The sequence below is a fragment of the Pseudomonas sp. AC355 genome (genome assembly GCF_979258205.1).
Genome location: NZ_OZ409843.1, coordinates 2,833,465 through 2,857,690 on the forward strand (window position 1 = coordinate 2,833,465; position 24,226 = coordinate 2,857,690).

Annotated in this window: 20 protein-coding genes and 1 pseudogene; 9 read left to right on the top strand and 12 right to left on the bottom strand. The window is 62.4% G+C overall.

Features of this window, described 5'->3' with window-relative positions; genetic code table 11:
* Positions 1-429: 429 nt before the first annotated feature.
* The gene (locus tag ACZ0AI_RS13415) at positions 430-1,350 is read right to left on the bottom strand and encodes a LysR substrate-binding domain-containing protein (protein ID WP_463562327.1); all 921 of its coding nucleotides are present in this window, start codon (positions 1,348-1,350) and stop codon (positions 430-432) included.
* A gap of 139 nt (positions 1,351-1,489) precedes the next feature.
* On the opposite strand from ACZ0AI_RS13415, the gene ACZ0AI_RS13420 reads away from it, so the two are divergent.
* The gene (locus ACZ0AI_RS13420; RefSeq protein ID WP_463562328.1) at positions 1,490-2,866 is read left to right on the top strand and encodes a NorM family multidrug efflux MATE transporter; all 1,377 of its coding nucleotides are present in this window, start codon (positions 1,490-1,492) and stop codon (positions 2,864-2,866) included.
* Positions 2,867-2,896: 30 nt separating this feature from the next.
* On the opposite strand, the gene ACZ0AI_RS13425 is transcribed toward ACZ0AI_RS13420, so the two are convergent.
* The gene (locus tag ACZ0AI_RS13425) at positions 2,897-4,567 is read right to left on the bottom strand and encodes a putative bifunctional diguanylate cyclase/phosphodiesterase (RefSeq protein ID WP_463562329.1); all 1,671 of its coding nucleotides are present in this window, start codon (positions 4,565-4,567) and stop codon (positions 2,897-2,899) included.
* Between the two features lie 288 nt (positions 4,568-4,855).
* Here ACZ0AI_RS13425 and rep point away from each other — a divergent pair, with 288 nt between their 5' ends.
* The 3 genes from rep to ACZ0AI_RS13440 all read left to right on the top strand — a co-directional run bounded on the left by rep (position 4,856) and on the right by ACZ0AI_RS13440 (position 8,232).
* Positions 4,856-6,865 carry a DNA helicase Rep gene (gene rep / locus ACZ0AI_RS13430; RefSeq protein WP_463562330.1) on the top strand — a complete coding sequence of 670 codons (2,010 nt, stop codon included), beginning with the start codon at positions 4,856-4,858 and terminating at the stop codon, positions 6,863-6,865.
* Positions 6,866-7,059: 194 nt separating this feature from the next.
* Positions 7,060-7,542, top strand: coding sequence for a UPF0158 family protein (locus ACZ0AI_RS13435; RefSeq protein ID WP_463562331.1), 483 nt, complete (start codon positions 7,060-7,062; stop codon positions 7,540-7,542).
* Between the two features lie 117 nt (positions 7,543-7,659).
* Entirely contained in the window at positions 7,660-8,232 is a 573-nt protein-coding gene (locus tag ACZ0AI_RS13440; protein ID WP_463562332.1) for a xanthine phosphoribosyltransferase, read from the top strand.
* Here the strand turns inward: ACZ0AI_RS13440 and ACZ0AI_RS13445 are convergent.
* The 6 genes and pseudogenes from ACZ0AI_RS13445 to dadA all read right to left on the bottom strand — a co-directional run bounded on the left by ACZ0AI_RS13445 (position 8,216) and on the right by dadA (position 14,593).
* On the bottom strand, positions 8,216-10,354 hold the full coding sequence (locus tag ACZ0AI_RS13445; protein ID WP_463562333.1) for an acetyl-CoA hydrolase/transferase C-terminal domain-containing protein: 2,139 nt from the start codon (positions 10,352-10,354) through the stop codon (positions 8,216-8,218). The two genes, ACZ0AI_RS13440 and ACZ0AI_RS13445, sit on opposite strands and share 17 nt — an antisense overlap.
* 131 nt (positions 10,355-10,485) lie before the next feature.
* Positions 10,486-10,908: a c-type cytochrome gene (locus ACZ0AI_RS13450; RefSeq protein ID WP_463562334.1), complete on the bottom strand. Its 423-nt coding sequence runs from the start codon at positions 10,906-10,908 to the stop codon at positions 10,486-10,488.
* Between the two features lie 167 nt (positions 10,909-11,075).
* Positions 11,076-11,624, bottom strand: coding sequence for a cupin domain-containing protein (locus tag ACZ0AI_RS13455; RefSeq protein ID WP_225838279.1), 549 nt, complete (start codon positions 11,622-11,624; stop codon positions 11,076-11,078).
* Between the two features lie 89 nt (positions 11,625-11,713).
* On the bottom strand, positions 11,714-12,787 hold the full coding sequence (gene alr, locus ACZ0AI_RS13460) for an alanine racemase (protein WP_463562335.1): 1,074 nt from the start codon (positions 12,785-12,787) through the stop codon (positions 11,714-11,716).
* Positions 12,788-12,969: 182 nt separating this feature from the next.
* Positions 12,970-13,320, bottom strand: a complete 351-nt coding sequence (locus ACZ0AI_RS13465; protein ID WP_042553259.1) for a RidA family protein — start codon at positions 13,318-13,320, stop codon at positions 12,970-12,972.
* Positions 13,295-14,593, bottom strand: a pseudogene (dadA, locus tag ACZ0AI_RS13470) (D-amino acid dehydrogenase). The gene ACZ0AI_RS13465 and the pseudogene dadA overlap by 26 nt, the downstream one beginning before the upstream one ends.
* A gap of 154 nt (positions 14,594-14,747) precedes the next feature.
* Here dadA and ACZ0AI_RS13475 point away from each other — a divergent pair.
* Positions 14,748-15,236, top strand: a complete 489-nt coding sequence (locus ACZ0AI_RS13475) for an Lrp/AsnC ligand binding domain-containing protein (RefSeq protein ID WP_070882667.1) — start codon at positions 14,748-14,750, stop codon at positions 15,234-15,236.
* 209 nt (positions 15,237-15,445) lie between these two features.
* Here the strand turns inward: ACZ0AI_RS13475 and ACZ0AI_RS13480 are convergent, their stop codons facing one another.
* On the bottom strand, positions 15,446-15,799 hold the full coding sequence (locus tag ACZ0AI_RS13480; protein WP_463562336.1) for a YkgJ family cysteine cluster protein: 354 nt from the start codon (positions 15,797-15,799) through the stop codon (positions 15,446-15,448).
* A 163-nt stretch (positions 15,800-15,962) separates the two neighbouring features.
* Between ACZ0AI_RS13480 and ACZ0AI_RS13485 the strand changes: the two genes are divergently transcribed.
* Positions 15,963-17,276 (top strand): NAD(P)/FAD-dependent oxidoreductase, encoded by a 1,314-nt coding sequence (locus tag ACZ0AI_RS13485; RefSeq protein ID WP_463562337.1) that lies wholly within the window; start codon positions 15,963-15,965, stop codon positions 17,274-17,276.
* 119 nt (positions 17,277-17,395) lie between these two features.
* On the opposite strand, the gene ACZ0AI_RS13490 is transcribed toward ACZ0AI_RS13485, so the two are convergent.
* The gene (locus ACZ0AI_RS13490; protein ID WP_463565939.1) at positions 17,396-17,638 is read right to left on the bottom strand and encodes a DUF1127 domain-containing protein; all 243 of its coding nucleotides are present in this window, start codon (positions 17,636-17,638) and stop codon (positions 17,396-17,398) included.
* 178 nt (positions 17,639-17,816) lie between these two features.
* Here ACZ0AI_RS13490 and ACZ0AI_RS13495 point away from each other — a divergent pair, with 178 nt between their 5' ends.
* Positions 17,817-19,241 carry an aminotransferase-like domain-containing protein gene (locus ACZ0AI_RS13495; protein WP_225838269.1) on the top strand — a complete coding sequence of 475 codons (1,425 nt, stop codon included), beginning with the start codon at positions 17,817-17,819 and terminating at the stop codon, positions 19,239-19,241.
* 48 nt (positions 19,242-19,289) lie between these two features.
* Positions 19,290-20,855, top strand: coding sequence for a phospholipase D family protein (locus ACZ0AI_RS13500; RefSeq protein WP_463562338.1), 1,566 nt, complete (start codon positions 19,290-19,292; stop codon positions 20,853-20,855).
* Here ACZ0AI_RS13500 and ACZ0AI_RS13505 read toward each other — a convergent pair.
* Positions 20,850-21,992, bottom strand: a complete 1,143-nt coding sequence (locus ACZ0AI_RS13505; protein ID WP_225838266.1) for an MFS transporter — start codon at positions 21,990-21,992, stop codon at positions 20,850-20,852. The genes ACZ0AI_RS13500 and ACZ0AI_RS13505 overlap by 6 nt on opposite strands.
* Positions 21,993-22,089: 97 nt before the next feature.
* Positions 22,090-23,583 (bottom strand): aldehyde dehydrogenase, encoded by a 1,494-nt coding sequence (locus tag ACZ0AI_RS13510; protein ID WP_463562339.1) that lies wholly within the window; start codon positions 23,581-23,583, stop codon positions 22,090-22,092.
* A gap of 273 nt (positions 23,584-23,856) precedes the next feature.
* On the opposite strand from ACZ0AI_RS13510, the gene ACZ0AI_RS13515 reads away from it, so the two are divergent.
* Entirely contained in the window at positions 23,857-24,216 is a 360-nt protein-coding gene (locus ACZ0AI_RS13515; protein WP_463562340.1) for a cupin domain-containing protein, read from the top strand.
* Positions 24,217-24,226 lie beyond the last annotated feature (10 nt).

Sequence of the window (24,226 nt, forward strand, 5' to 3'; positions counted from 1 at the left end):
TCCCTGTATGGAGTAATTGAATAAATTGTGATCAGCCTGTACGTCGGCGAGCGCGGAGAATACTTGAGAGTTTTAGTGCGTCAATGGCCATCATGACGCTATCACCCCATTTTTTACGTGGAGTAATAAAAACGTCTCGTCGATGAAAGTTTTCAGCGTTTACTAGGCTCTGTTGCCGTTTCACGCACGGCCGCGCCGGAACCCGTTTTGCCGCGAGGCAAGGTACGAGCCGCGAAGTTTAGTGAGCTAAATGAGCCGGCGAGAAACGCTGCATCACGGCAAAACGGGCCCGGCCCTGCGGGTTGCGCGTTAAATCTCGCCATGCGTCGTTGAAGGACTTGAAAAGGGAACGCCATTCCCTACGTCCTCCGCCTCGCCTGGCGAGATTTAACGCGGCAACGCGGCTCGCGTTGAAACGGCAACAGACCCTTAGCGCCGCAACTCGACCTCGGGCAATTGCATGGCCGCCACTTCGGCGAGCAGGAACTCGGCCAGCCGCTCGAAACGCTCCTGACCGCGGCGGGCTTTGGGCCACACCAGATAATAGCTTTCGCCGCTGGACACGGCAGTCGGCCAGGGCAGCGCCAGGCGGCCCAGCAGCACGTCCTCGGCGACCATGGCCAGATCGCCGATCGACACGCCGTAACCACGGGCGGCAGCGACGATGCCCAACTCCAGGGTGTCGAACACCTGGCCGCCCTTGAGCGACACCTGGTCGGTCAGGCCCATGGCCTGCAGCCAGCGGCGCCAGTCACGCCGGTCGGGCGTCGGGTGTACCAGCTCGGCCTGCTGCAGGCGGCTAACGTCCCACGGCTTTTCGCCAGAGGCGCTGGGCGCGTAGACCGGGATCAACCATTCTTCGAACAGCCGCACGCTATGCCATTCGTTGCTGAAGGTGCCCGCACTGAGTAACACGGCGCAGTCAAAAGGCTCATGGAGAAAATCCACACGATCGAGATCCATCCAGGCGCTGGTGAGTTGCACCTCGAAGCCTGCATGCCGGGCGCGAAACAGCGACAGGCGCGCCAGCAGCCAGCGCATGGTCAGGGTCGAAGGCGCCTTGAGACGCAAGGTGCCATCCTCCACGAGCAGGGTCGCGCAGGCCCGCTCCAGGGACTCGAAACCTTCGTGCACGCCCGGCAGCAGCAGACTCGCCGGCTCGGTCAGGTGCACCGCCCGGCCGCGGCGCTCGAACAGCCGGCAGGCGAAGTAATCCTCCAGGCTACGAATGTGCCGGCTCACCGCGCTCTGGGTGATCGCCAGCTCATCAGCGGCACGGGTGAAAGAGCAATGCCGCGCAGCGGCCTCGAAGGCGCGCAGGGCATAGAGAGGTGGCAGGCGCCGCATCACTGCATTGAACCATGAGTTTTAATCATGCCTGGCATCGCTATTTTCCTTTTGTGGGCACCGGCTACAAACCGGAGAATAGCCGTCATTGCTCATCTCCCGACAGTCTGGGGATGCTTACCCTACCGAAGTTTTACTCATCATGAAAAATCCCCTTGGTCACGAGCTGCGTGCACTGCTACGCCTGGCAGGCCCGCTAATCTCCGCGCAGCTGGCCCATGCGCTGATGATCTTCACCGATACATTGATGATGGCCATGCTCGGCCCTGGGCAGTTGGCCGGCGGCGCGCTGGGCGCGACCTGCTACTTCATTTTCTCGATCTTCTGCACGGGGGTGATCGCCGCCGTGGGCAGCATGATCGCCATTCGCCACGGCGCTGGCGACCCTGAGGGCGTCACTCGCCTGCTGCGCAACGGCCTGTGGCTGGCCCTGCTGCTGGGCGTCATCAGCGCGCTGTGCCTCAATAGCCTTGGCCCGCTGCTGCCGCACCTGGGTCAGGATCCCGACGCCGCCAGTCAGGCCATGAATTTCCTGCGCCCGCTGTCGTTGGGCCTGCCCGCTTACCTGTGCTTTATGGCCCTGCGCGGCTTCACCAGCGCCATCGGCCGTCCCGGCCCGGTGATGACCATCAGCATCGTCGGCACCCTTGCCAACTTTGTCATTAACTATGCGTTGATCAAAGGCTGGTTGGGCGTAGACCTGGGCCTGAGCGGTATCGGTCTGACCACCGCGCTGGTCAGCAGCGCCATGGCGCTGGCCCTGGGGCTTTACATTTTGATGTCGCCGAACTACCAGCGTTACAAGCTGCGCGGCGGCCTGGGTCGCCCGCAGCGCGCCGAGATCCGCGCCCTACTTCGCCTCGGCCTGCCGATTGGCGGCACCTATGCCGCGGAGCAAGGCCTGTTCACCTTCGCCACCCTGTGCATGGGTGCCCTGGGCAGCGTGCAGTTGGCGGCGCACCAGATCGCCATGCAGTCGGTCGCCCTGGCCTTTATCGTGCCCCATGGTCTTTCTTATGCGGTGACCTTTCGGGTCGGCATGCATTACGGCGCCGACCGCCTGCACATGTCGCGCCTGGCCGGCCACCTGGGCATGGGTATGGGCGCTGCGCTAATGCTGCTGTTCGCCCTGGCGTTCTGGCTACTGCCGGAGTGGATCATCGGCCTTTTCCTCGACCGCCACGATCCGGCGTTCGCCGATATCGTCACCCTGGCGGTGAGCCTGCTGGCGATCGCCGCCTGGTTCGAGCTGTTCGACGGCCTGCAGAGCATCGCCATGGGCGCGATACGTGGTCTTAACGACGGCCGTCTGACCCTGGTGATCGGCCTGACCGGCTACTGGTGCATTGGCGCGCCGCTGGCCTGGCTGCTGGCCTTCCCGGCCGGCTGGGGCGCCCACGGCGTGTGGTGGGGCTTGGCTGCGGGCCTGGCGGTTACGGCGAGCGGCCTGGTGCTGGGCTTTCGCTGGAAGATTGCGCGCCTGCAACGGCCGAAAGCCATGCAGGCCTACCTGTCATAAGCGGCTGCCTGCGAATCCGGATCGCAGCGGTTAGGGTCGACCGCAGCGGAGCGACTGGTGCACGCCCGCCGACAGAAAGCGCGCCAGCTCGGCCAACGGCATCGCCTTGCTAACCAGATAACCCTGCACTTGATCGCAGCCGAACTCACGCAGCAGTTGCAGCTGCTCGGCATTCTCCACGCCTTCGGCCACCACCTGCAGATCCAGGTTGTGAGCCAGGTTGATCATCGCCTGCACTAGTTGCTGGCTCTGCGGGCGCAACTCCATGCCGGTGACGAAACTGCGGTCGATCTTCAGCAGGGCGATGGGCAGATTGCTCAGGTGTTCGAACGACGAGAAGCCGGTACCGAAATCGTCCAGGGAAAAGCGCACACCGAGATGGCCAAGGCGCCGCATGGTCTGCTGCACGTATTCGCTACGGCGCATCACGGCGGTTTCGGTAAGTTCGAACTCCAGCCAACTACTGTCGATGCCACAGCCCTCGATCAGACGCTCCAGGGTCGGCAGCAACTGGCTGTCCTGAAACTGGCGGAACGACAGGTTGACGGCCATGTGCAGCGCCGGGTGGCCGCGCCCGTTCAACCATTGCATGTCGCGCAGCGCACGGTCGATCACCCAATAACCGAGCGGCACGATCAGCCCACACTCCTCGGCCTGCGGGACAAACTCGCCAGGCATCAACAAACCGTGCTGCTCATGCTTCCAACGCACCAGCGCTTCCAGGCCGACGATTTCGCCCGTATGCAAGCAAAGCCTAGGCTGATAGTGCAGCTGCAACTCCTCACGACGTAGCGCCCGACGCAACTCACGCTGCAGATCGGCCTTGCTGCGCATGTCGCGATCCAGGCGCTCGTCATATAGGTGAAAGGTACAGCCCTGGCGGCTCTTGGCCTGTTGCATGGCAACATGGGCATGCCACATCAGGGTATCGGCATTGCTCTCCGGTTTGGCGTGAACCACGCCGAGACTACACCCCAGCAGCAGGCTTTCTCCCTCAAGCCAATAAGGCTCACCCAAGGCGTCGGCTACCCGCTGCACCCAGCGTTTAGCACGCGCGGGATCGTCCCGGGTATCGAGCAGCAGAGCGAATTCGTCACCACCGAGCCGTGCCAGTTGATCGCCACGCCCGAGGTGCCCCTTGAGGCGCGCGACCACCTGCAAGATCAGATGATCACCGGCACGGTGCCCAAGGGTGTCGTTGGCCTGGTGGAAGTTGTCCATATCCAGATGCACCAGCGCCAAGCCGCGACGACGGTGATCAGCTAGGCGAGTTGCCAGCAGGGTATGGAAACCCTGGCGGTTGGCGATTCCGGTTAGCGCGTCCAACTCGGTCAGGTGCTGCAGGGTGGCCTGCAAGCGACCCTGCTCGCGCACATAGCGTAGGCAGCGACGCACAACGTCATCGCTCAGTTGATCGCGCACCAGCCAATCACACACCTGAGTCGGCGCGTGTTCGGGCTCGCTTTCCAGTAACAGGATAATGGGGGCGCGACATTGCTGCGGGGCAGGCAGATGAGCCGCAGTGGTCAGCAATACCACGTCATGGCTCTGCTCGAGTAACGCTACGGCGGCAGGCCAATTGGCGGCACATATTAACGTGGCTGTGGCGCCCAGAGCCTCCAGGCGCTCGTGCAGCAACTCGCTCCACTGCGGCGTTTCAGCCAGCAGGATCAGGCGCGATGGCTCGACGAATGCGCTCAAGAAACTCCCCCGTTGCACGAAAGTACGGACGAAAAAATCGCCTCTAAATGCGCCATATCCGGCGTCAAATCAAGCACTTCCATGTGAAACGCGGGACATCCTGCGACAAACGCGCAGAGCCGACAAGCCCAGCGGCGAAACTCGCCGCAAACCCGGTCACATAACCGCAAGGGATCGAGCACCGTAAAAGCGCGGCCGTCGGCGGTGGCTAACTTCCGTCATCAAAGCCACGAATGACATAAGACTTTCAGCTAAAATGCGCGGCCATTTCCCTTAGCGGTAGCCTCAATGTCCCGACTCAATCCCCGGCAGCAAGAAGCCGTGAACTACGTCGGCGGCCCTCTTTTGGTGCTTGCCGGCGCAGGCTCCGGCAAGACCAGCGTGATCACCCGCAAGATCGCCCACCTGGTGCAGAACTGCGGTATCCGTGCCCAGCACATCGTCGCCATGACCTTCACCAACAAGGCCGCTCGCGAGATGAAAGAGCGTGTCGGCACCCTGCTCAAAGGCCCCGAGGCCCGCGGCCTGACCGTGTCGACCTTTCACAACCTGGGCATGAACATCATCCGCAAGGAATACGCGCGCCTGGGCTACAAGCCCGGCTTCTCGATCTTCGACGACGGCGACATCAAGGCGCTGCTGACCGACATCATGCAGAAGGAGTACGCAGGCGACGACGGGGCCGATGAGGTGAAAAACACCATCGACAGCTGGAAGAACGACCTGATCCTACCTGACGAAGCCCTGGCCAATGCCCGCGGCCCCAAGGAGCAGACGGCCGCCATCGTCTACCTGCATTACCAGCGCACGCTCAAGGCGTACAACGCGGTGGACTTCAACGACCTGATCCTGCTGCCGGTGAAGCTGTTCCAGGAGCACACCGACATCCTTGAGAAGTGGCAGAACCGCATCCGCTACCTGCTCGTCGACGAATACCAGGACACCAACTCCAGCCAGTACCTGCTTGTGAAGTTGCTGGTGGGCATGCGCAACCAGATCACCGTGGTGGGCGACGACGACCAATCAATCTACGCCTGGCGCGGTGCACGACCGGAGAACCTCAACCTGCTCAAGGAGGATTACCCGTCGTTGAAGGTGGTGATGCTCGAGCAGAACTACCGTTCCACCAGCCGCATCCTCAAGTGCGCCAACACCCTGATCGCCAACAACCCTCATGCGTTCGAAAAGCAGTTGTGGAGCGAGATGGGCATGGGCGACGAGATCCGCGTGATCCGCACCCGCAACGAAGACGCCGAGTGCGAGCGCGTGGCGCTGGAGATTCTCACCGAACACTTGCGCACCCAGCGCCCCTACAGTGATTTCGCCATCCTCTATCGCGGCAACTACCAGGCCAAGCTGATGGAGCTGAAGTTGCAGCACCACCAGATTCCCTATCGCCTCTCCGGCGGCACCAGCTTCTTCGCCCGTCAGGAAGTGAAGGATCTGATGAGTTACTTCCGCCTGCTGGTCAACCCAGACGACGACAACGCCTTCCTGCGGGTCATCAACGTGCCGCGCCGGGAGATCGGCTCCACGACCCTGGAAAAGCTCGGCAACTACGCCAACGAACGCAAGATCAGCATGTACGCCGCCAGTGACGAAATCGGCCTCGGCGAACACTTGGACAGCCGCTACACCGATCGCCTGGCGCGCTTCAAACGCTGGATGGATGGCGTGCGCGAACAGTGCGTGGTCAACGAGCCAATCGCCGCCATCCGCAGCATGGTGATGGACATCGACTACGAGAACTGGCTGCGCCAGAACGCGTCCAGCGACAAGGTCGCGGACGCGCGCATGGGCAACGTCTGGTTCCTGGTCGATGCATTGAAGAACACCCTCGACAAGGACGAAGAGGGCGACATGACCATCGAGGACGCCATCGGCAAGCTGGTACTGCGCGACATGCTCGAACGTCAGCAGGAAGAGGAAGAAGGCGCCGACGGTGTGCAGATGATGACCATGCACGCCTCCAAGGGGCTGGAATTTCCCTCGGTGTACATCATCGGTTTCGAGGAGGAGATTCTCCCCCACCGTTCCAGCATCGAAGCCGACACCATCGAGGAAGAGCGGCGCCTGGCCTACGTAGGCATCACCCGCGCCAAGCGCAACCTGGCCCTGACCTTCGCCGCCAAGCGCAAGCAGTATGGCGAGATCATCGACTGTTCGCCGAGCCGTTTCCTCAACGAACTGCCACCCGAAGACCTTATCTGGGAAGGCATGGAAGAGGCGCCGGTGGAGGTCAAAGCCGCTCGCGGCAACGACGCCCTGGCCAGCATGCGCGCCATGCTCAAGCGCTAAGCCGCCCGGGTCGAGCGCAGCGACATACGCTTAGATTTACCTGGGTATCGCGCAGCTCAACCCAGGCTACGTTTTCACCGAGCCCAGTACCTCGACGGGCACCTGCGTAACATTTCGTAGTCAGAGTGAGAGGCCGGCCATTGCTGCCGGTCATCCGTTATCGTCCAGCTATTTTTTGCAAGAGGCCCGGAACCATGCGCACGCTCACTCTCGACCTCGACACCCTGACCCAGTTGATCAATGGTCGCGAAACCCTGGAGCACTGGCTCGACCTGGAGGCCGGTACCGTGCTGACCTTGTCACCGGAAGATCAGGGCAGCGATGAACATCAGCAGATCCAGCTGAACCCCGAGCGCTACGCCGCCGTGCCCAACCTCGACGGCGCCCAGCGCGTGGCCATGCGCGAGTCCTTTCTGTTCACCCTCAACGACCTCAACGCACACCCGTTGCTCAGCGCAGCCCTGACCGGGCGCAAGCCGCTGCGCGCCTTCGATTACGAAATCGACTACTTCCCTGTGCTGCGCCAGCAATGGCACGACTACGAACAGAAGCAACTGCGCGAATACGCCCTCAACTGGTTGTTCGAACTGGGCCTGGAGCCGGCGCCGGACAAACTGCCACTGGACACCCGCGGCATCCCCAAGGACATCCTGCGGCGGCTAACCAAAAGCGCCTGAGCGCTGAACATATGCCTGCAATGGATGAACGGAACTCTGCGCGTGCGGTTTCGCTACAAATGATCGGCAATTTGAGGGAAAATCCGCCGCTTTGCTCTTGAGCCCAGAGGATCGATCGTGGAGTCGTTGAAACAGAAGATATGCAGTGAAGGTACCGTCCTGTCCGATCAGGTGCTCAAGGTCGATGCCTTTCTCAATCACCAGATCGACCCACAGTTGATGCAGCAGATCGGCCACGAGTTCGCCGAGCGCTTCAAAGATCAGGGCATCACCAAGATCGTCACCATCGAGGCCTCCGGTATCGCCCCGGCGGTGATGGCTGGCCTGGAGCTGGGTGTGCCGGTGATCTTCGCCCGCAAATACCAATCGCTGACGCTCACCGATAACCTCTACATCTCCAAGGTGTTCTCGTTCACCAAGCAGACCGAGAGCACCCTGGCGATTTCCTCCAAGCACCTGAACGCCAATGACCACGTGCTGCTGGTCGACGACTTCCTGGCCAACGGCCACGCCGCCAAGGCGCTGATCGATCTGGTCGGCCAAGCTGGCGCCAGCATCGCCGGTATCGGCGTGGTGATCGAGAAGTCGTTCCAGAGCGGCCGCGCGACGCTGGACGCCGAGGGTTATCGCATCGAATCCCTGGCGCGCATCCAGTCCCTGGCCGGCGGCAAGGTCACTTTCCTCGAGTAACTGTCGCTTTCAATCCTGAGAGCAACAGCCTTTGGTACAGCTCCTCACGCAAGCCGTCGGGCTGTTCCAGCCCCATGCGTTGCAGGTGCGCGGGAAAATCTTCGGCGGGCGGTGGATCGAGCGCCGCCTTGCCCAGCTCCAGCACTTCGCTAAGGCGGAACTTGCCCTTCAACCAGGTAAGGGCGCGCAACAAGTCCTGCTCCTCCGGGCTGAAATCGCTGCCCAGCGGATACTCCGCGAATGACGCCCCATGCCGATTGGCAATCGCCTGCAGGCGCTCGGGTGTGTTGTCCGTGAAGCGCGGATCGAGCCGAAAATCTTTTGGCAGTTTGCCGGCCTCGATCGCCTGCTCCATCAGCTGTGCCTGAAAGCGTGAATCGCTGACGCCCAGCAGGGCTTCGATCACTTGGGCGTCGGTCTTGCCGCGCAGATCGGCGATTCCATATTCGGTGATCACCACGTCGCGCAAATGCCGCGGGATGGTCACGTGACCATATTCCCAGACGATGTTCGAGCTCACCTCGCCTGCGGATTCGCGCCAGCTGCGCAGCAGCAGAATCGAGCGCGCATCCGGCAACGCATGGCCCTGGGCGACGAAGTTGTACTGCCCGCCCACGCCGCTGAGTACACGCCCATCTTCCAGCTGATCGGCAACCGCCGCGCCAAGCAGGGTGACGGTGAACACGCTGTTGATGAAGCGCGCCTCGACGCGCTGCAGGCGCTTGAGCGCCTCCTCGCCGTACAGCTCGTTGATGAAGCCGATGCCGGTCATGCCGAAGCGACTGCGCTGCTGGGCATCCATATCGGCGAGACGCTGATAGAACGACTGCGGGCCCAGAAAGAAGCCGCCATGCACCCACACGCCATGCTTGGCCGGCGTCAGGTAATCGCGCAGGGCCGCTTGACTGAGCGGGTCGGAAAGTTCGGTGGAGCATTGCTGATCGGTTGGCAACAACAGGTTCTCGCCCTGCAGCTTGAGGTTGGCATCCAGCAGCCCGCCCTCCTGCATCCAGTTCAGGGTCGCTTCATCCAGGCGCTCCGGCAGCCCGGCGTCGAGCATGGCCTGCACGCCGCGTGGGTGACCATTGGCATCCAGCGCACCGGCGCTGGCCAGGCGCTGTACCCGCACATCCGGGTAAACGACGCGGCGGATCACCCCGGCGTCGGTCAGCGCCAGCAGGCCGTTGACGAACATTTCGCTGCAACCGTAGAGCCCTACATCGAACGGCTGCTGATCGCCAAGCAGCGCAGTCAGCGGATGCGCCTGCCCTTCCTGCAGATCGGCCACTACCGCACGGTAGCTGGCGTTACTGGCATGGCGGCTCAGTAAAGCGGCGCTGACCGCATCGCCCATCGCGCCGATACCGATCTGCAGGGTGCCGCCATCACGCACCAGGCTGCTGGCGTGCAGGCCGATGCAGTGATCCTGCACCGTCACCGGCATGTTCGGGGTGGAGAACAGCCTGCTGGCTTCGGCGTCCTGCAGCTGAATATCGAAGGTTTCACGGGGCAGTTCGGCATCACCGGGCATGTAGGGCAGATGGTCGTGAACCTGAGCGAGGCAGAGAATGATTTCGCCGCGCTCGCGCCTTGCCTGCACCAAGGGCAACAAATCCAGGGTGATATCCGGGTTGCAGCTCAGACTGAAATGGCCAGGGCGGCTGGCATCCTCGGCAACCAGTTGCGCTATCACATTGACGCCCTTGGCGTTGATGTCGCGGGCGGCGTGGCTGTAGTTGCTGCTGGTGTAGTCCTGCTGGGCGGAATCGCTGTCGAGCAGGCTGCCGGGCTGCAAAAAGAACTGCTCGACGCGCACGTTGGCCGGCAACGTGTCGCCCTGCAGGTCGGCGAGAAAATCCAGCTCTAGATAATCGCCATATACACGCTCGACGAAGGGGTCGAGAAAGCGTCGCTGCAGATCCTGGCCGGCACGTGGACGCCCCAGACACAGGGCGGTGTAGATGGTCAGCTCGCGCTCGGGCATGTCGCGCACCCTTGCATAGAGTGCATTGACCCAGCGATTGGGTTTGCCCAAGCCGAGTGGCAAACCCAGATGGATAGGCCCGTCAATTTCGTTCAGAACGTGGTCAACGGCTTGCTCGATAGAACACTGTTGGGGCATGCAGCTCTCCAGGCAAATGGTCACGGCAGTGTGTGTTGGACTGCCCCATCTGGCCTTTTGCTGCAATTTTGTCATCAAGCGGAAACAACAAAGCCGCCCTGGGGCGGCTCTGGCACACGAGAAACGGCCTCTCAGAGCCCGGACATTTTCTCGATAGCAGCGCGCAATTCGTCGTCCGAGCAGTCGCCACAGGTGCCCCTCGGCGGCATTGCATTGATGCCGGCAATCGCCTTGGCGAGGATGCCGTCAACACCACCCTGCTTGTCCGCGAGGACTTTCCAGGCAGCCGTATCACCAATCTTCGGTGCACCGAGCAGCCCCGGCGTGTGGCACGCCGTGCAGTGCCTGGCGATGATGTCATCGGCGCTGCGTGAAGCACCACCGGTAGCAACCGCAACAGCCTCGATACCTTTGCATTCCTGCCCGGAGACACACACCTGGCCGACGGGCTTGATCCGCTCGGCTATCGCCTCGTCGGTGGTCGCCTGGGCATTCAAGGCCAACAGCGCCAGGGCAAATGCCGGCACCGCCAGCATGCTTCTAATTGGGTTCACACAGATGCCCTCATGGGTGGCTAGTCAAGCTTGCGGCCACGGTTTCGCAAGCCTGCGAATTATAACGACTGGCCCAGATGGCGGAAATGACCCAACTTGTCGCAGGGATATTGAACCCATGACATAGATCAACGGCAGCGTGAATTGCCACGCTGCCGCTCACGGTTTTAGAAGTTTGCCGGGGTGGTGGCACTGATCAACCGGGCCGGTTGATCGAAGGGATTGCGAAAACGATGAGGCTTGCTGCTCTCGAAGTAATAGCTGTCGCCGCTCTCGAGAACGAACACTTCATCACCGACGGTGAGCTCGAGGCGCCCTTCGACCAGCATGCCGGTCTCCTCGCCCTCGTGGGCGTACATCTCCAGGCCGGTGTCGCTGTGCGGCGGGTAGGTTTCGTCGAGAAAGGAAATGGCCCGGCTCGGATGCGCCTTGCCGATCAGCTTCATGGTGATCGCGCCACTGTGAATATCGGTCAACTCGCTGGCGCGGTAGACCACCTGTATCTGATTGTCCTGCTCAGCTTCGGGAGAAAAGAACTCCACCAGCGACATGGGAATGCCAGCCAGCACCTTCTTCAACGAGCTGATCGAGGGGCTTACGCTGTTCTTCTCGATCATCGAGATGGTGCTGTTGGTAACCCCCGCACGCTTGGCGAGTTCGCGCTGGGAAAGCCCTTTGAGCTTACGGATCGATTGCAGGCGTAGACCGACGTCCAATGTTGGATGCCCTCAGGAAAGACATGGAATTGGCCGCATCATGGCAACAGTGTTCAGTATTTACAACAGCCTGAACACTTTGAAACAGCCTAGCCTTCGCTATAGATGAGTGGCACGCGCCGCACGTTGCAGAACAACTGATAGGGAATGGTGCCTGCGGCGATGGCGACATCGCTGGCCAACACGCCCGAGCCCCAGAACTCGACGCGACTGCCCAGCCCGGCAGCGGGCAGATCGCTGAGGTCGACGGTGAGCATGTCCATCGACACACGGCCGATGATCTGCGAAAGCTGACCATCGATAAGTACCGGTGTGCCGGTAGGTGCGTGACGCGGGTAACCGTCGGCATAGCCCATGGCGACCACACCCACGCGGGTCGCGCGTTCACTGGTGAAGCGCGCGCCGTAGCCGACCGGCTCGCCGGCGGGCAGGTCGCGCACGCTGATAACCCGCGACTCCAGCGTCATGACCGGCTTTAACCGGGCAGCGATATCGTGAGCCTGCTCGAAAGGCGTGGCGCCGTAGAGCATGATGCCGGGGCGCGACCAGTCGCTGGGGATGCTTGGCCAACCGAGCAGCGCTGGCGAATTGCGCAGGCTGACCTCGGCGGCAAGCCCTTCGCGGGCCTTGAGGAACACCGCCAGCTGCTCGTCGCTGCGCACGTTGTCGAGTTCGTCAGCGCGGGAGAAGTGGCTCATCAGCACGATCTTCGCCACCTTGCCGCTGGCCAGCAGGCGCCGGTAGGCCGCCTGATAATCAGCAGGGTGGAAACCGACCCGGTGCATGCCGCTGTCGAGTTTCAGCCAGACATTGAGCGGACGCTTGAGACTCGCCTGCTCGATGGCTTCGAGTTGCCATTGTGCGTGTACCACGCACCACAGCTCGTGCCTGTCGATCAGCTCCAGCTCGGCCGCTTCGAAAAAACCCTCGAGCAGCAGGATAGGCCCGCTGATCCCTGCCTCGCGAAGCTGCAAGGCCTCTTCGATACAGGCCACCGCGAAACCATCTGCATCAGGTTGCAGCGCCTGGGCGCAGCGCACCGCCCCGTGCCCGTAGGCATCAGCCTTGACCACCGCTAGCGCGCGCGCGCCGGACAGTTCACGAGCCAGTTGATAGTTGTGACGCAGGGCTTGCAGATCGATCAGGGCACGGGCGGGACGCATGGTTATCTCGAATAACGGAAGAAGACACACTACAAGGCGGTGGCGGTCATTTGTAGGGTGGACGACGCTTCATCCGTCCACCGCTCTGCGATGGCAATGGTGGATGAAAAGAGCGCCATCCACCCTACGTCTGCTTCCGCCTTATTGCAGTCGGGACATCTCGGTAGATCGTGAGCCGGCCCTTAGGGTAAAGCAGCAATCACGGTCATCTCCACAAGCACATCCGGCGAATACAGTTTGGCTTCGACGCAGGCGCGGGCCGGAGACTGGCCAGCCGGTACCCAAGCGTCCCAGACCTTGTTCAGGCCTTCACGATCATCGATGTTCTTCAGGAAGATGGTGATCGACAGGATGCGCGTCTTGTCGGTGCCGGCTTCGGCAAGGAACGCGTCGATGCTGTCCAGGGTCGCCTTGGTCTGGGCCTCGATGCCTTCGCTATGGTCTTCATCCAACTGGCCGGCCAGGTAGACGGTGCCATTGTGAATGACGATTTCGCTCAGACGCGGTTCAGTTCGCAGGCGCTGTATGGACATGGGTGTTCGACTCCTTGGTTGTGCCATAACGGGAAATATCCAGGCCTTCGCTGCTGATCTGCGGGCGCTTCCTGGCGATGATGTCCGCGAGGAACCGCCCGGAGCCACAGGCCATGGTTCAGCCTAGGGTACCGTGTCCGGTGTTCAGAAACAGGTTTCGATACGGTGTTGCGCCAACGATTGGCGTGCCATCCGGGGTTGCCGGGCGCAGGCCCGTCCAGAAATCGGCCTGACTCAGATCGCCGCCCTGTGGATAAAGGTCACCGACGATCATCTCCAGGGTTTCCCGGCGACGTGGATCGAGGCTGAGATCGAAGCCAGCGATTTCGGCCATGCCGCCAACGCGGATGCGCTGGTCGAAACGGGTGATCGCGACCTTGTAGGTCTCGTCGAGGATGGTCGAGGTCGGCGCCATGTCCGGGTTGGTGATCGGCACGGTCAGCGAATAGCCCTTGAGCGGATACACCGGCGCGCGCACGCCCAGCGGCTTGAGTAGTTGCGGGCTGTAGCTGCCCAGCGCCAGCACGTAACGGTCGGCGGTTTCCAGCTTGCCGTCGATCCACACGCCGTTGATGCGGTCACCTGCGAAATCCAGGCGCTGGATGGTCTCACCGAAACGGAACTGCACACCCAACGCAACTGCCATCTCGGCTAGCTTGCGGGTAAACATCTGGCAATCGCCGGTCTGGTCGTTGGGCAGACGCAGGGCACCGGCGAGCTTGTCGGTGACGCTGGCCAGCGCCGGCTCGACCTTGGCGATGCCGGCACGGTCGAGCAACTCGTAGGGCACGCCGGACTGCTCCAGTACGGCGATGTCCTTGGCGGCGTTATCCACCTGCGCCTGAGTGCGGAAGATCTGCGTGGTGCCGAGCTGACGCCCCTCATACGTAAGGCCGGTTTCCGCACGCAGCTCGTCGAGACAGTCACGGCTGTACTCGGACAGGCGCACCATGCGCTCCTTGTTCACCGCATAACGGCTGGCGGTGCAGTTGCGCAGCATCTGCGCCATCCACAGGTACTGGTCGATATCGCCGGTCATCTTGATCGCCAGTGGCGCGTGCTTCTGCAGCAGCCACTTGATGGCTTTGAGCGGCACACCTGGCGCCGCCCAGGGCGAGGCATAGCCCGGCGACACCTGGCCAGCGTTGGCGAAGCTGGTTTCCATGGCAGGGCCATTCTGGCGATCCACGACCACCACCTCAAAACCCTGACGGGCCAGGTAATACGCACTGGCCGTACCGATCACACCGCTACCAAGCACCAGAACCCGCATATTTTCTCCTCGCCGCGACGATGCACTGGCGTATTACGTTCTGAGAAGTCGATGCGTACAGTATAGAAAGTGAATAGCAGTGCTTTTCACTGTATATAGGCCTATATTCAAAAGGAGTTCTTGGTTTAATTGCCTTTCATGGAGGAGGCCAACCATGCGCACCCAACACCAGAGCCGCCGGGAGCTGGACAAGATAGATCGCAACATCCTGCGCATCCTCCAGGAGGACGGGCGCATCTCCTTCACCGAGCTGGGCGAACGGGTCGGCCTGTCCACCACACCCTGCACGGAACGCGTACGCCGCCTGGAGCGCGAAGGCATCATCATGGGCTACCACGCCCGCCTCAATCCGCAGAACCTCAAGGCCAGCCTGCTGGTATTCGTGGAGATCAGCCTGGACTACAAATCCGGCGACACCTTCGACGACTTCCGCCGCGCCGTGCTCAAACTGCCCCACGTACTGGAGTGCCACCTGGTCTCCGGCGACTTCGACTACCTGGTAAAGGCGCGCATCAACGAAATGGCCAGCTACCGCAAACTGCTCGGCGACATCCTCCTCAAGCTGCCCCATGTGCGCGAGTCGAAGAGCTATATCGTGATGGAAGAAGTGAAGGAGAGTTTGGCGCTGCCGGTACCGGAATAAGCAGCGGCAAGTTGCTAGGCGAACGGCAACAGACCGTAGGGTGGAAAACCGCGAAGCGTTTTCCACCGGTTGACCCAACGTCGGCACAGCCTTATGCCGTGATGGGTGGATAAGCTTCGCGTTATCCACCCTACTTGATGTCCGACGCAGCGCCCCCGGTTGAAGTTCTCACACGGGAGCGTGGGTACCATCAGAGCCCCGCCAAATGCCTAGACCAACACCTGCCGCGTACTGGCGATGAGCTGGTGCACCTGGCGCTCGACGCTCGCCTCGATAGGCTGCTCGGGGCCACGCCCATGGGGGCACGGCAGGCTGGCGGTAGTGCCGAACAGGCGGCAGATCAGCGGGCGTTGGTCGTAGACCTGGCAGCCCTGAGGCCCGAGATGGACGCAGTTGTACTCGGCCAGTGCGGCCTCCTGCTCGGCGGCGGTCTTGCGCGGCAGCCGTGACATTTCTTCCGAGGATGCGGTCACCGGGCCGCAGCAATCGTGACAACCCGGCACGCAGTCGAAACGCGGAATCTGTCGGCGCAGCAGGTCGATCTTACGGCTGGTGCAGCTCATGGTCACGGCTCGGAAATGGATGGCGCGCATGGTACAGGCGAGCCCGCCTGCGGCAAAGGATGCGACGCCAGCATCCTCTGCGCGCCATCGCGGGTTGGCGCAGGGCAAAGTCAGCGCTTATGCTTCGTCAATTTTTACAAACACAAAACTCAGGATTTCGCACATGACCGCCCGTGCCCACCCGCCGGTTCATAGCGCCGAGCATGCCCCGTCCTACTACGCCGCGAGCGCCAACCTGCAGGTCGATTATCCGCCGTTGCAGGGCGAGCAGCGCGCCGATGTATGCATCGTTGGCGGTGGTTTCTCCGGCCTGAACACGGCCATCGAACTTGCCCAGAAGGGCCTGTCGGTGGTGTTGCTGGAGGCCCATCGGATCGGTTGGGGCGCCAGCGGGCGTAACGGCGGGCAGTTGATTCGCGGCGTCGGCCACGACGTCGAGCAGTTCGAGTCGGTGATCGGCGCCAGCGGCGTGCGCGAACTGAAACTGATGGGCCTCGAAGCGGTGGAGATCGTGCGCCGCCGGGTCGAGCAGTTCGGCATCGCCTGCGACCTGACCTGGGGGTATTGCGACCTGGCCAACAAGCCCCGCGACCTCGCCGGTTTCGCCGAGGACGCCGCCGAGCTGCAAAGCCTCGGCTATCGTCACGAACTGCGTCTGCTGCAACCGGAACAAATGCACGAAGTGGTCGGTTCGGGCCGCTATGTCGGCGGACTGATCGACATGGGTTCGGGGCACCTGCACCCACTCAACCTGGCCCTCGGCGAAGCCGCTGCGGCGCACAGCCTGGGCGTGCGGCTGTACGAGCATTCGGCGGCCACACGCATCGACTACGGCAGTGAAATCCGTGTGCACACGGCTCAGGGCGTGGTGCGTGCCGGGCAACTGGTGCTGGGTTGCAATGCCTATATCCGCGACCTGAACCCGACCCTGGGCGGCAAGGTGCTGCCGGCCGGTAGCTACATCATCGCCACCGAGCCATTGAGCGAAGAGCAGGCCAGCGCGCTGATCCCGCAGAACATGGCGCTCTGTGATCAACGGGTGGCGGTCGATTATTACCGCCTGTCCGCCGATCGCCGCCTGCTGTTCGGGGGCGCCTGCCATTACTCCGGCAGTGATCCTGCGGATATTGCCGCCTACATGCGGCCAAAGATGCTGGCCGTCTTTCCGCAGCTGGACGATGTGCGTATCGACTTCCAGTGGGGCGGGATGATCGGCATCGGCGCGAACCGCCTGCCGCAGATTGGTCAACTGAAGGATCAGCCCAACGTCTTTTATGCCCAGGCCTACGCGGGCCACGGCGTGAACGCCACGCACCTGGCCGGCAAGCTGCTCGCCGAGGCCATCACCGGGCAGGCTGGCGGCGGCTTCGAGCTGTTCGCCAAAGTGCCGCACATGACCTTTCCTGGCGGCCGCTACCTGCGCTCGCCACTGCTGGCGCTGGGCATGCTCTGGCACCGACTAAAAGAGCTGGCCTGAGCGCCAGCGCTCCAAACGCGGGTGGTGATTGTTGTCCGTAGCCTGCGGTTGAGCGCAGCGATACCCAGGGCATCCCATCCCGGGTATCGCTACGCTCAACGCCGGGCTACGTGACCTACTCAGAGTTTCCAGAACGGCAGCGAAGCTTCTCTGCGGGCTTGATCCTGGGTCAGACCGATATCGCGAAGTTGCGCATCGCTCAGCTCGAGCAGCGCGCGGCGGGTCACCAGGCGGCGCATGAACAGTTTCCAGCGATGGGTCAGCACCTCATGTGATGGCACCAGCGCCGCCACAGGTTGCCGTGCCGAGCCATTCAGTTCGCTGCTACTGAGGGTCAATCGCACATCGCTTAATCCGTTCATCTTGCTCTCCTGCACCGGGTGGTCATGGGAGATCATGATGGCAAGTGATGAAAGTGCATGACAGATCCAAAAAAACGGAATTAAATCCATACAGATCTCAGCGAAACCCAACTGAATGGTTGGTTGCGCGGCCATCTGTACCGGTCTCCGATTCACTTTCTGCATACAGGCGCTGCCCATGACCCTCTATACCAACCTGGCCGAGCTGATTGGCGAGCGGATCGAACAGGGGCTGTATCGCCCGGGCGATCGCCTGCCGTCGGTACGCGCCCTCAGCCAGGAGCACGGGGTCAGCCTGAGCACCGTGCAGCAGGCTTATCGGCACCTGGAAGATCGCGGCCTCGCCCTGCCGAAGCCGAAATCCGGCTATTTCGTCCCCCAGGGCCGTGCCAAACCAGCGCTGCCGAAGATCAGTCGGGCACCCCAACGACCAGTCGAGGTGTCGCAGTGGGATCAGGTGCTGGAGCAGATCGCCTTTGCACCGCGCAACGATTTCATCCAACTGGGTCGCGGCCGACCGGACATCGACAGCCCGACCCTCAAGCCACTGCTGCGCTCGCTGTCGCGCCTGAGCCGCAAGCAGGATCTGCAGACCCTGACCTACGGCAGCATTCACGGTGACCAGCGCCTGCGCGAACAGATCGCCCGCCTGACGCTCGACTCAGGCTGCCAGCTGAGCCATGAAGACATCGTCATCACCACCGGCTGTCATGAAGCGCTATCCGCAGCGATCCGCGCGATCTGCGAGCCTGGCGATATCGTCGCCGTCGACTCGCCGAGTTTCCATGGCGTGATGCAGGCGCTCAAAGGCTTCGGAATGAAGGCCCTGGAGCTGCCGACCGACCCGCTCACCGGCATCAGCCTGGAAGCGCTGGAGTTGGCTCTGGAGCAGTGGCCGATCAAGGCCATACAGCTCACCCCCACCTGCAACAACCCGCTGGGCTATATCATGCCGGAGGCCAACAAACGCGCACTGCTGGCACTCGCCCAGCGCCACGACGTGGCGATCATCGAAGACGATGTATATGGCGAGCTGGCCTTCCACTACCCGCGCCCGCGCACCATCAAGTCCTACGACGACGACGGCCGAGTACTGCTCTGCAGCTCGTTCTCCAAGACGCTGGCGCCGGGCTTCCGGGTCGGCTGGATCGCCCCAGGCCGCTACCTGGATCAGGTACTGCACATGAAGTACATGGGTACTGGCGCCACCGCCCAATTGCCGCAGCTGGCGCTGGCCGAGTACATCGAAGGCGGTCATTACGAGCCGCATCTGCGCCGTATGCGCGCGCAGTATGCCCGTGGCCTGGATCAGATGAGCGACTGGGTAAGCCGCTACTTTCCGCCTTCGGTACGGGTCAGCCAGCCCCAGGGCGGTTTCATGATCTGGGTGGAAATGCCGGAGGGCTTCGACAGCCAGCGCCTGAACCGCGAACTGGCGGTGCACAAGGTGCAGATCGCGCCGGGCAGCATCTTTTCTGCCGCCGGCAAGTACCGCAACTGCCTGCGCATGAACTTCGCCTCACGGCATACCGCAAGCATCGAAGCGGCCGTGCGCAAGGTCGGCGAAACCGTGGCGGCCATGTTGGAAGAATCTAGAGACTGAATCTTTTCAAGCGCAGCGGCGTCCTATCAGCACTCCCCCAGACAGCCGATGGAGGCTGCGACTGTGCCCTTGCGCTTGCTCTTTATTCTTCTGCTGAGCCTCGCTGGCTGCGCCAATCAGGTGCCCATCGTGCCCAGTCAGGCCATCCCTGCAGCCGACTCTTCTTTCGGCGCAGCGCTTGAAGCACGTGCTGCCGAGCATCAGGGGCATTCTGGGTTTCGCCTGTTGCCGGCGAGCAACGAGGCCTTCGCAGCCCGCGCCGAACTGATTCGCGCGGCGCAGCACAGCCTCGATCTGCAGTACTACATCGTGCATGACGGCTTGAGTACTCGGGCACTGGTCAAGGAGTTGCTGCAAGCGGCGGATCGTGGCGTGCGGATCCGCTTTCTGCTCGACGACACCACCAGCGACGGCAAGGACTACCAGATCGCCCTGCTGGCGGCCCATCCGAATATCCAGATCCGCGTGTTCAACCCGCTGCACCTCGGCCGCATGACCGGCGTCACGCGCCTGCTCGGCCGTGGCCTGAACCTGTCACAGCAGCACCGGCGCATGCACAACAAACTGTGGCTGGCCGACAGCGCCGCGGCCATCGTCGGTGGCCGCAACCTGGGCGACGAATACTTCGACGCCGAGCCGAACATGAACTTCACCGACATCGACATGCTGGCCGTCGGCCCCGTGGCGCATGATCTGTCGCAGAGTTTCGACCAGTACTGGAACAGCTCGCTGAGCAAACCCATCGAGCAGTTCGTCTGGCAGCAACCTTCGCAAAAGGATCTGGACAAGGCACGCAAGGGACTGCGTGATTACCTGGACACCGCCCGCGTGGAACAGCCGACACTCTACAAGCGCCTGCTCGCTTACCAACAGGAACCACAGTTGCAGAAGTGGCTGGGGGAGCTGATCTGGGCGCCCGGCTTCGCCCTGTGGGATGCGCCGAGCAAGGTGCTGGCCAGTGGCGAGCCGGATCCGCACCTGCTGCTAACCACCCAATTAGGCCCCCATTTGCAGGCCACCAAGAGTGATCTGGTGATGGTTTCTGCCTACTTCGTGCCGGCTCAGGCGGGCCTGGAATTCCTCACGGGCCTGGCCGACCAGGACGTGGATATCCGCTTGTTGACCAATGCCCTGGAGGCCACCGACGTACCCGCCGTGCACGGTGGCTACGCGCCCTACCGGCAGGCAATGCTCGAGCACGGCATCCGCCTGTTCGAGCTGCGCCGTCAACCGGGCGCCGACTCACCCCCGGCTTACAGTTTCAGTGGCGGTTCCGATTCCAGCCTGCACAGCAAGGCGCTGGTGATCGACCGGCAGAAATCCTTCGTCGGCTCCTTCAACGTCGACCCGCGCTCGGTGCTCTGGAACACTGAGGTGGGCGTGCTGGTGGACAGCCCCAAGCTGGCGGCCTACCTGCGTGAACTGGCCCTACAGGGCATGAAACCCTCGGTCAGCTACGAAGTGCGCCTGCAGCCTGACGGCGACGGCACACGCATGGTCTGGGTCGGTGAGGACGACGGCAAAACCTTCGAGCTGCACGAAGAACCCGGCAACCGCTGGCAGCATTTCAACGCCTGGTTCTCGCGGGTTATCGGGCTGGAGAAGATGCTATAGGGTGACGCGCTCGTCGAACGCATCAGGCCGCCAGGCCAGCCACACGAACCCCGCCGCGCCGAGCGCCATGAGGATCGGCAAGGCATGCCCGCTGACCCACTGGCTAACCGCCCCGGTCGCCAGCGGGCCGATCAGGCAGCCGATGCCCCATAGCTGAGCCACGTGGGAGTTGGCTCGAACCAATTGATCATCTCGAAAGCGCTCGCCGATCAGAATCAGCGACAGGGTGAACAGGCCGCCAGCACTGGCGCCGAACAGCACCAGCACCGGCCAGATCAGCGGTGTATGCAGGAGCAGCGGAATGCCCAGGCTGGAGAACAGCAGCACCACGCCGCAGCCACGGAACAGCGTGACCCGCGAGATGCGATCGGCGAGCAGGCCGATGGGTAACTGCAACGCCGCATCACCAACCACCACCACACTGGCCATGAACAGCGCGACTTCCTGGGTGAACCCCTGACGCAGGCCGTAGATCGGCAGCAGGGTGAGCATCATCGCCTCGAAGGCCGCGAACAGCGCCACCGCCCAGGCGATTGCCGGCATACGCTGGCAGAACACCAGCAAACCGCGCCCCGAAGCGCTGTGGGCATCGACCACGGGTGCACCGGTACGGCCGATCAGCAGCAGCGAGCCGCCGATCAGCAAGGTGATACCGAACCAGAAGCCCAGATCCGTATCGGTGCCGAGCACGCTCAGCAGCAACGGCCCACACAGCTGGCTCAGCGCATAACCGGTGCCGTACAGCGCGACCAGGCGGCCACGCCACTTCTCCACGGCCAACTGGTTGATCCAGCTTTCACCGAGGATGAACACCACGGTCAGGGTCACGCCAAGCAGCAGGCGCAACAGCAGCCACACGGCGTAGCTCTGCATCAGCGCCAACCCGGCGACCGACAGCGCACCCACCAATAGGCATAGCTGCATCAGCCGCGGCGTGGGGCACCGCGAAGCCAGCCGTCCGGCCAGCGAGGCGCCCAGCAGCACGCCGATGGCCGGCGTGGCCGCCATGATGCCGATGGCGAACGAGCCATAACCCCAGCTCTCCAGACGCAAGGACACCAGCGGCATGGTGGTGCCCATCGCCAAGCCGATGCTGATGACCGCCGCGCAAACGGCGAAGTAGGTTCCCCAACGCATTGCTGACTCCAGAGCTAAAGCACAGCGGCCGGGCTCTATGGAGCCCGGCCGCTGGGTCAATCACGCTCACCTGCTGGCGAGCCTCACCGTCATGGGATCAGAGTTTGATCCAGGTCGATTTCAGTTCGGTGTACTTTTCAAAGGCATGCAGCGACTTGTCACGGCCGTTACCCGACTGTTTGAAGCCACCGAACGGCGCGGTCATGTCGCCACCGTCATACTGGTTGACCCACACGCTACCGGCACGCAGCGCGCGGGCAGTCAAGTGCGCCTTGGACAGGTCTGCCGTCCACACCGCCGCGGCCAGGCCGTAAATGGTGTCGTTGGCGATTTGTACGGCCTGTTCGGCGCTGTCGAAACCAATGACCGACAGCACCGGCCCGAAGATTTCCTCGCGGGCGATGGTCATCGCATTGGTCACGCCATCGAAGATGGTCGGCTCGACATAAGTGCCGCCGCTCTCTTCCAGGGTGCGCTTGCCACCGATCACCAGCTTGGCGCCGTCCTTGTGGCCGGCCTCGATGTAGCCGAGCACGGTGTTCATCTGCTGGGTATCGACCAGCGCACCGACAGTGGTGTCCGGATCGAGTGGGTTGCCGGCCTTCCAGCCTTTCAGGGCCTCGACCACCATGGGCACGAAACGCTCCTTGATGGAGTTTTCCACCAACAGACGCGAGCCTGCAGTACACACTTCGCCCTGATTGAAGGCGATGGCGCTGGCGGCGGATTCGGCCGCGGCCTGCAGATCCGGTGCATCGGCGAAGACGATGTTCGGACTCTTGCCGCCGGCTTCCAGCCACACGCGCTTCATGTTCGATTCGCCGGCGTAGATCATCAGTTGCTTGGCGATCTTGGTGGAACCGGTGAACACCAGGGTATCGACGTCCATGTGCAGCGCCAGGGCCTTGCCCACGGTGTGCCCATGGCCGGGCAGCACGTTGAGCACACCAGCCGGAATACCCGCTTCCATAGCCAGAGCCGCAACACGAATGGCGGTCAGCGGGGATTTCTCGGACGGTTTGAGGATCACCGAGTTACCGGTGGCCAGCGCCGGGCCGAGCTTCCAGGAAGCCATCGTCAGCGGGAAATTCCACGGCACGATGGCGGCCACTACGCCGACTGGTTCGCGAGTGACCAGGCCGAGCTGATCGTGGGGCGTCGGCGCGACTTCGTCGTAGACCTTGTCGATGGCCTCGGCGCTCCAGCGGATGGCGTTGGCCGCCGCCGGAATGTCGATGCTCAGCGAATCGCTGATCGGCTTGCCCATGTCGAGGGTTTCCAGCAGCGCCAGCTCCTCGGCATTGGCCAGCAGCAGTTCGGAGAAGCGGATCATCTTCTGCTTGCGCTTGGCCGGTGCAAGGCGCGACCAGGCGCCCGAGTCGAATGCCGCACGCGCCGACTTGACCGCCAGCTCGGCGTCAGCCAGATCGCAACTGGCGACCTGGCCCAGCACCCGGCCGTCGACCGGGCTGATGCACTCAAAGGTTTCGCCACTCTGAGCGGCCTGATACTTACCCTGTACGAAGGCACGGGTCTCGATCTTCAGATCCTTGGCACGCTGTTCCCAGTCGGCACGAGTCAAACGGGTCATTCGGTCATCCTCATTCGTCGGTAAAGGCGCTTAACGCCTTGGAAACTGCGAGCCACACTAAACCAGCGCCCGCAGGATTTTCAATATTCTTGACACTTCGTCGGGGAATCCCCTTGTTACGTTCAATTTATTAAACATAGACTCGAGCCAATCGTTAGCGGCCCGTTGAAAAGCGCAGGTGGTTTTCAACAGCCTGTTACGCCGCGCCGCCCCGGGCCGTCGATGGGCATGGGATGATCGCTGCACGTTCTCGGATTGACCACGGAAGCGAATATGAATATCCAACAGATTGTCGATTTCGCCCAGGGCGGCGGCAGCGGCGAAGAGTACCGCCCCGCCCCTGAAAAAATCCTCAAGGGCGACCCGCTGCAGCAGGTACGCAACCATTACGCCAGCCCTTGCGGCCAGTTCAATGCGGGCGTCTGGGAGGGCGACGTCGGCCAGTGGACGGTGAGCTACACCGAGCACGAATACTGCGAAATCCTCCAGGGCGTTTCCGTGCTGCGCGACGGCGAAGGCAACGCCAAGACCGTGCGCGTCGGCGACCGCTTCGTGATCCCGGCCGGCTTCGTCGGCACCTGGGAAGTGCTGGAGCATTGCCGCAAGGTCTATGTGATCTTCGAGCAGGCCTGACTACTGCCGC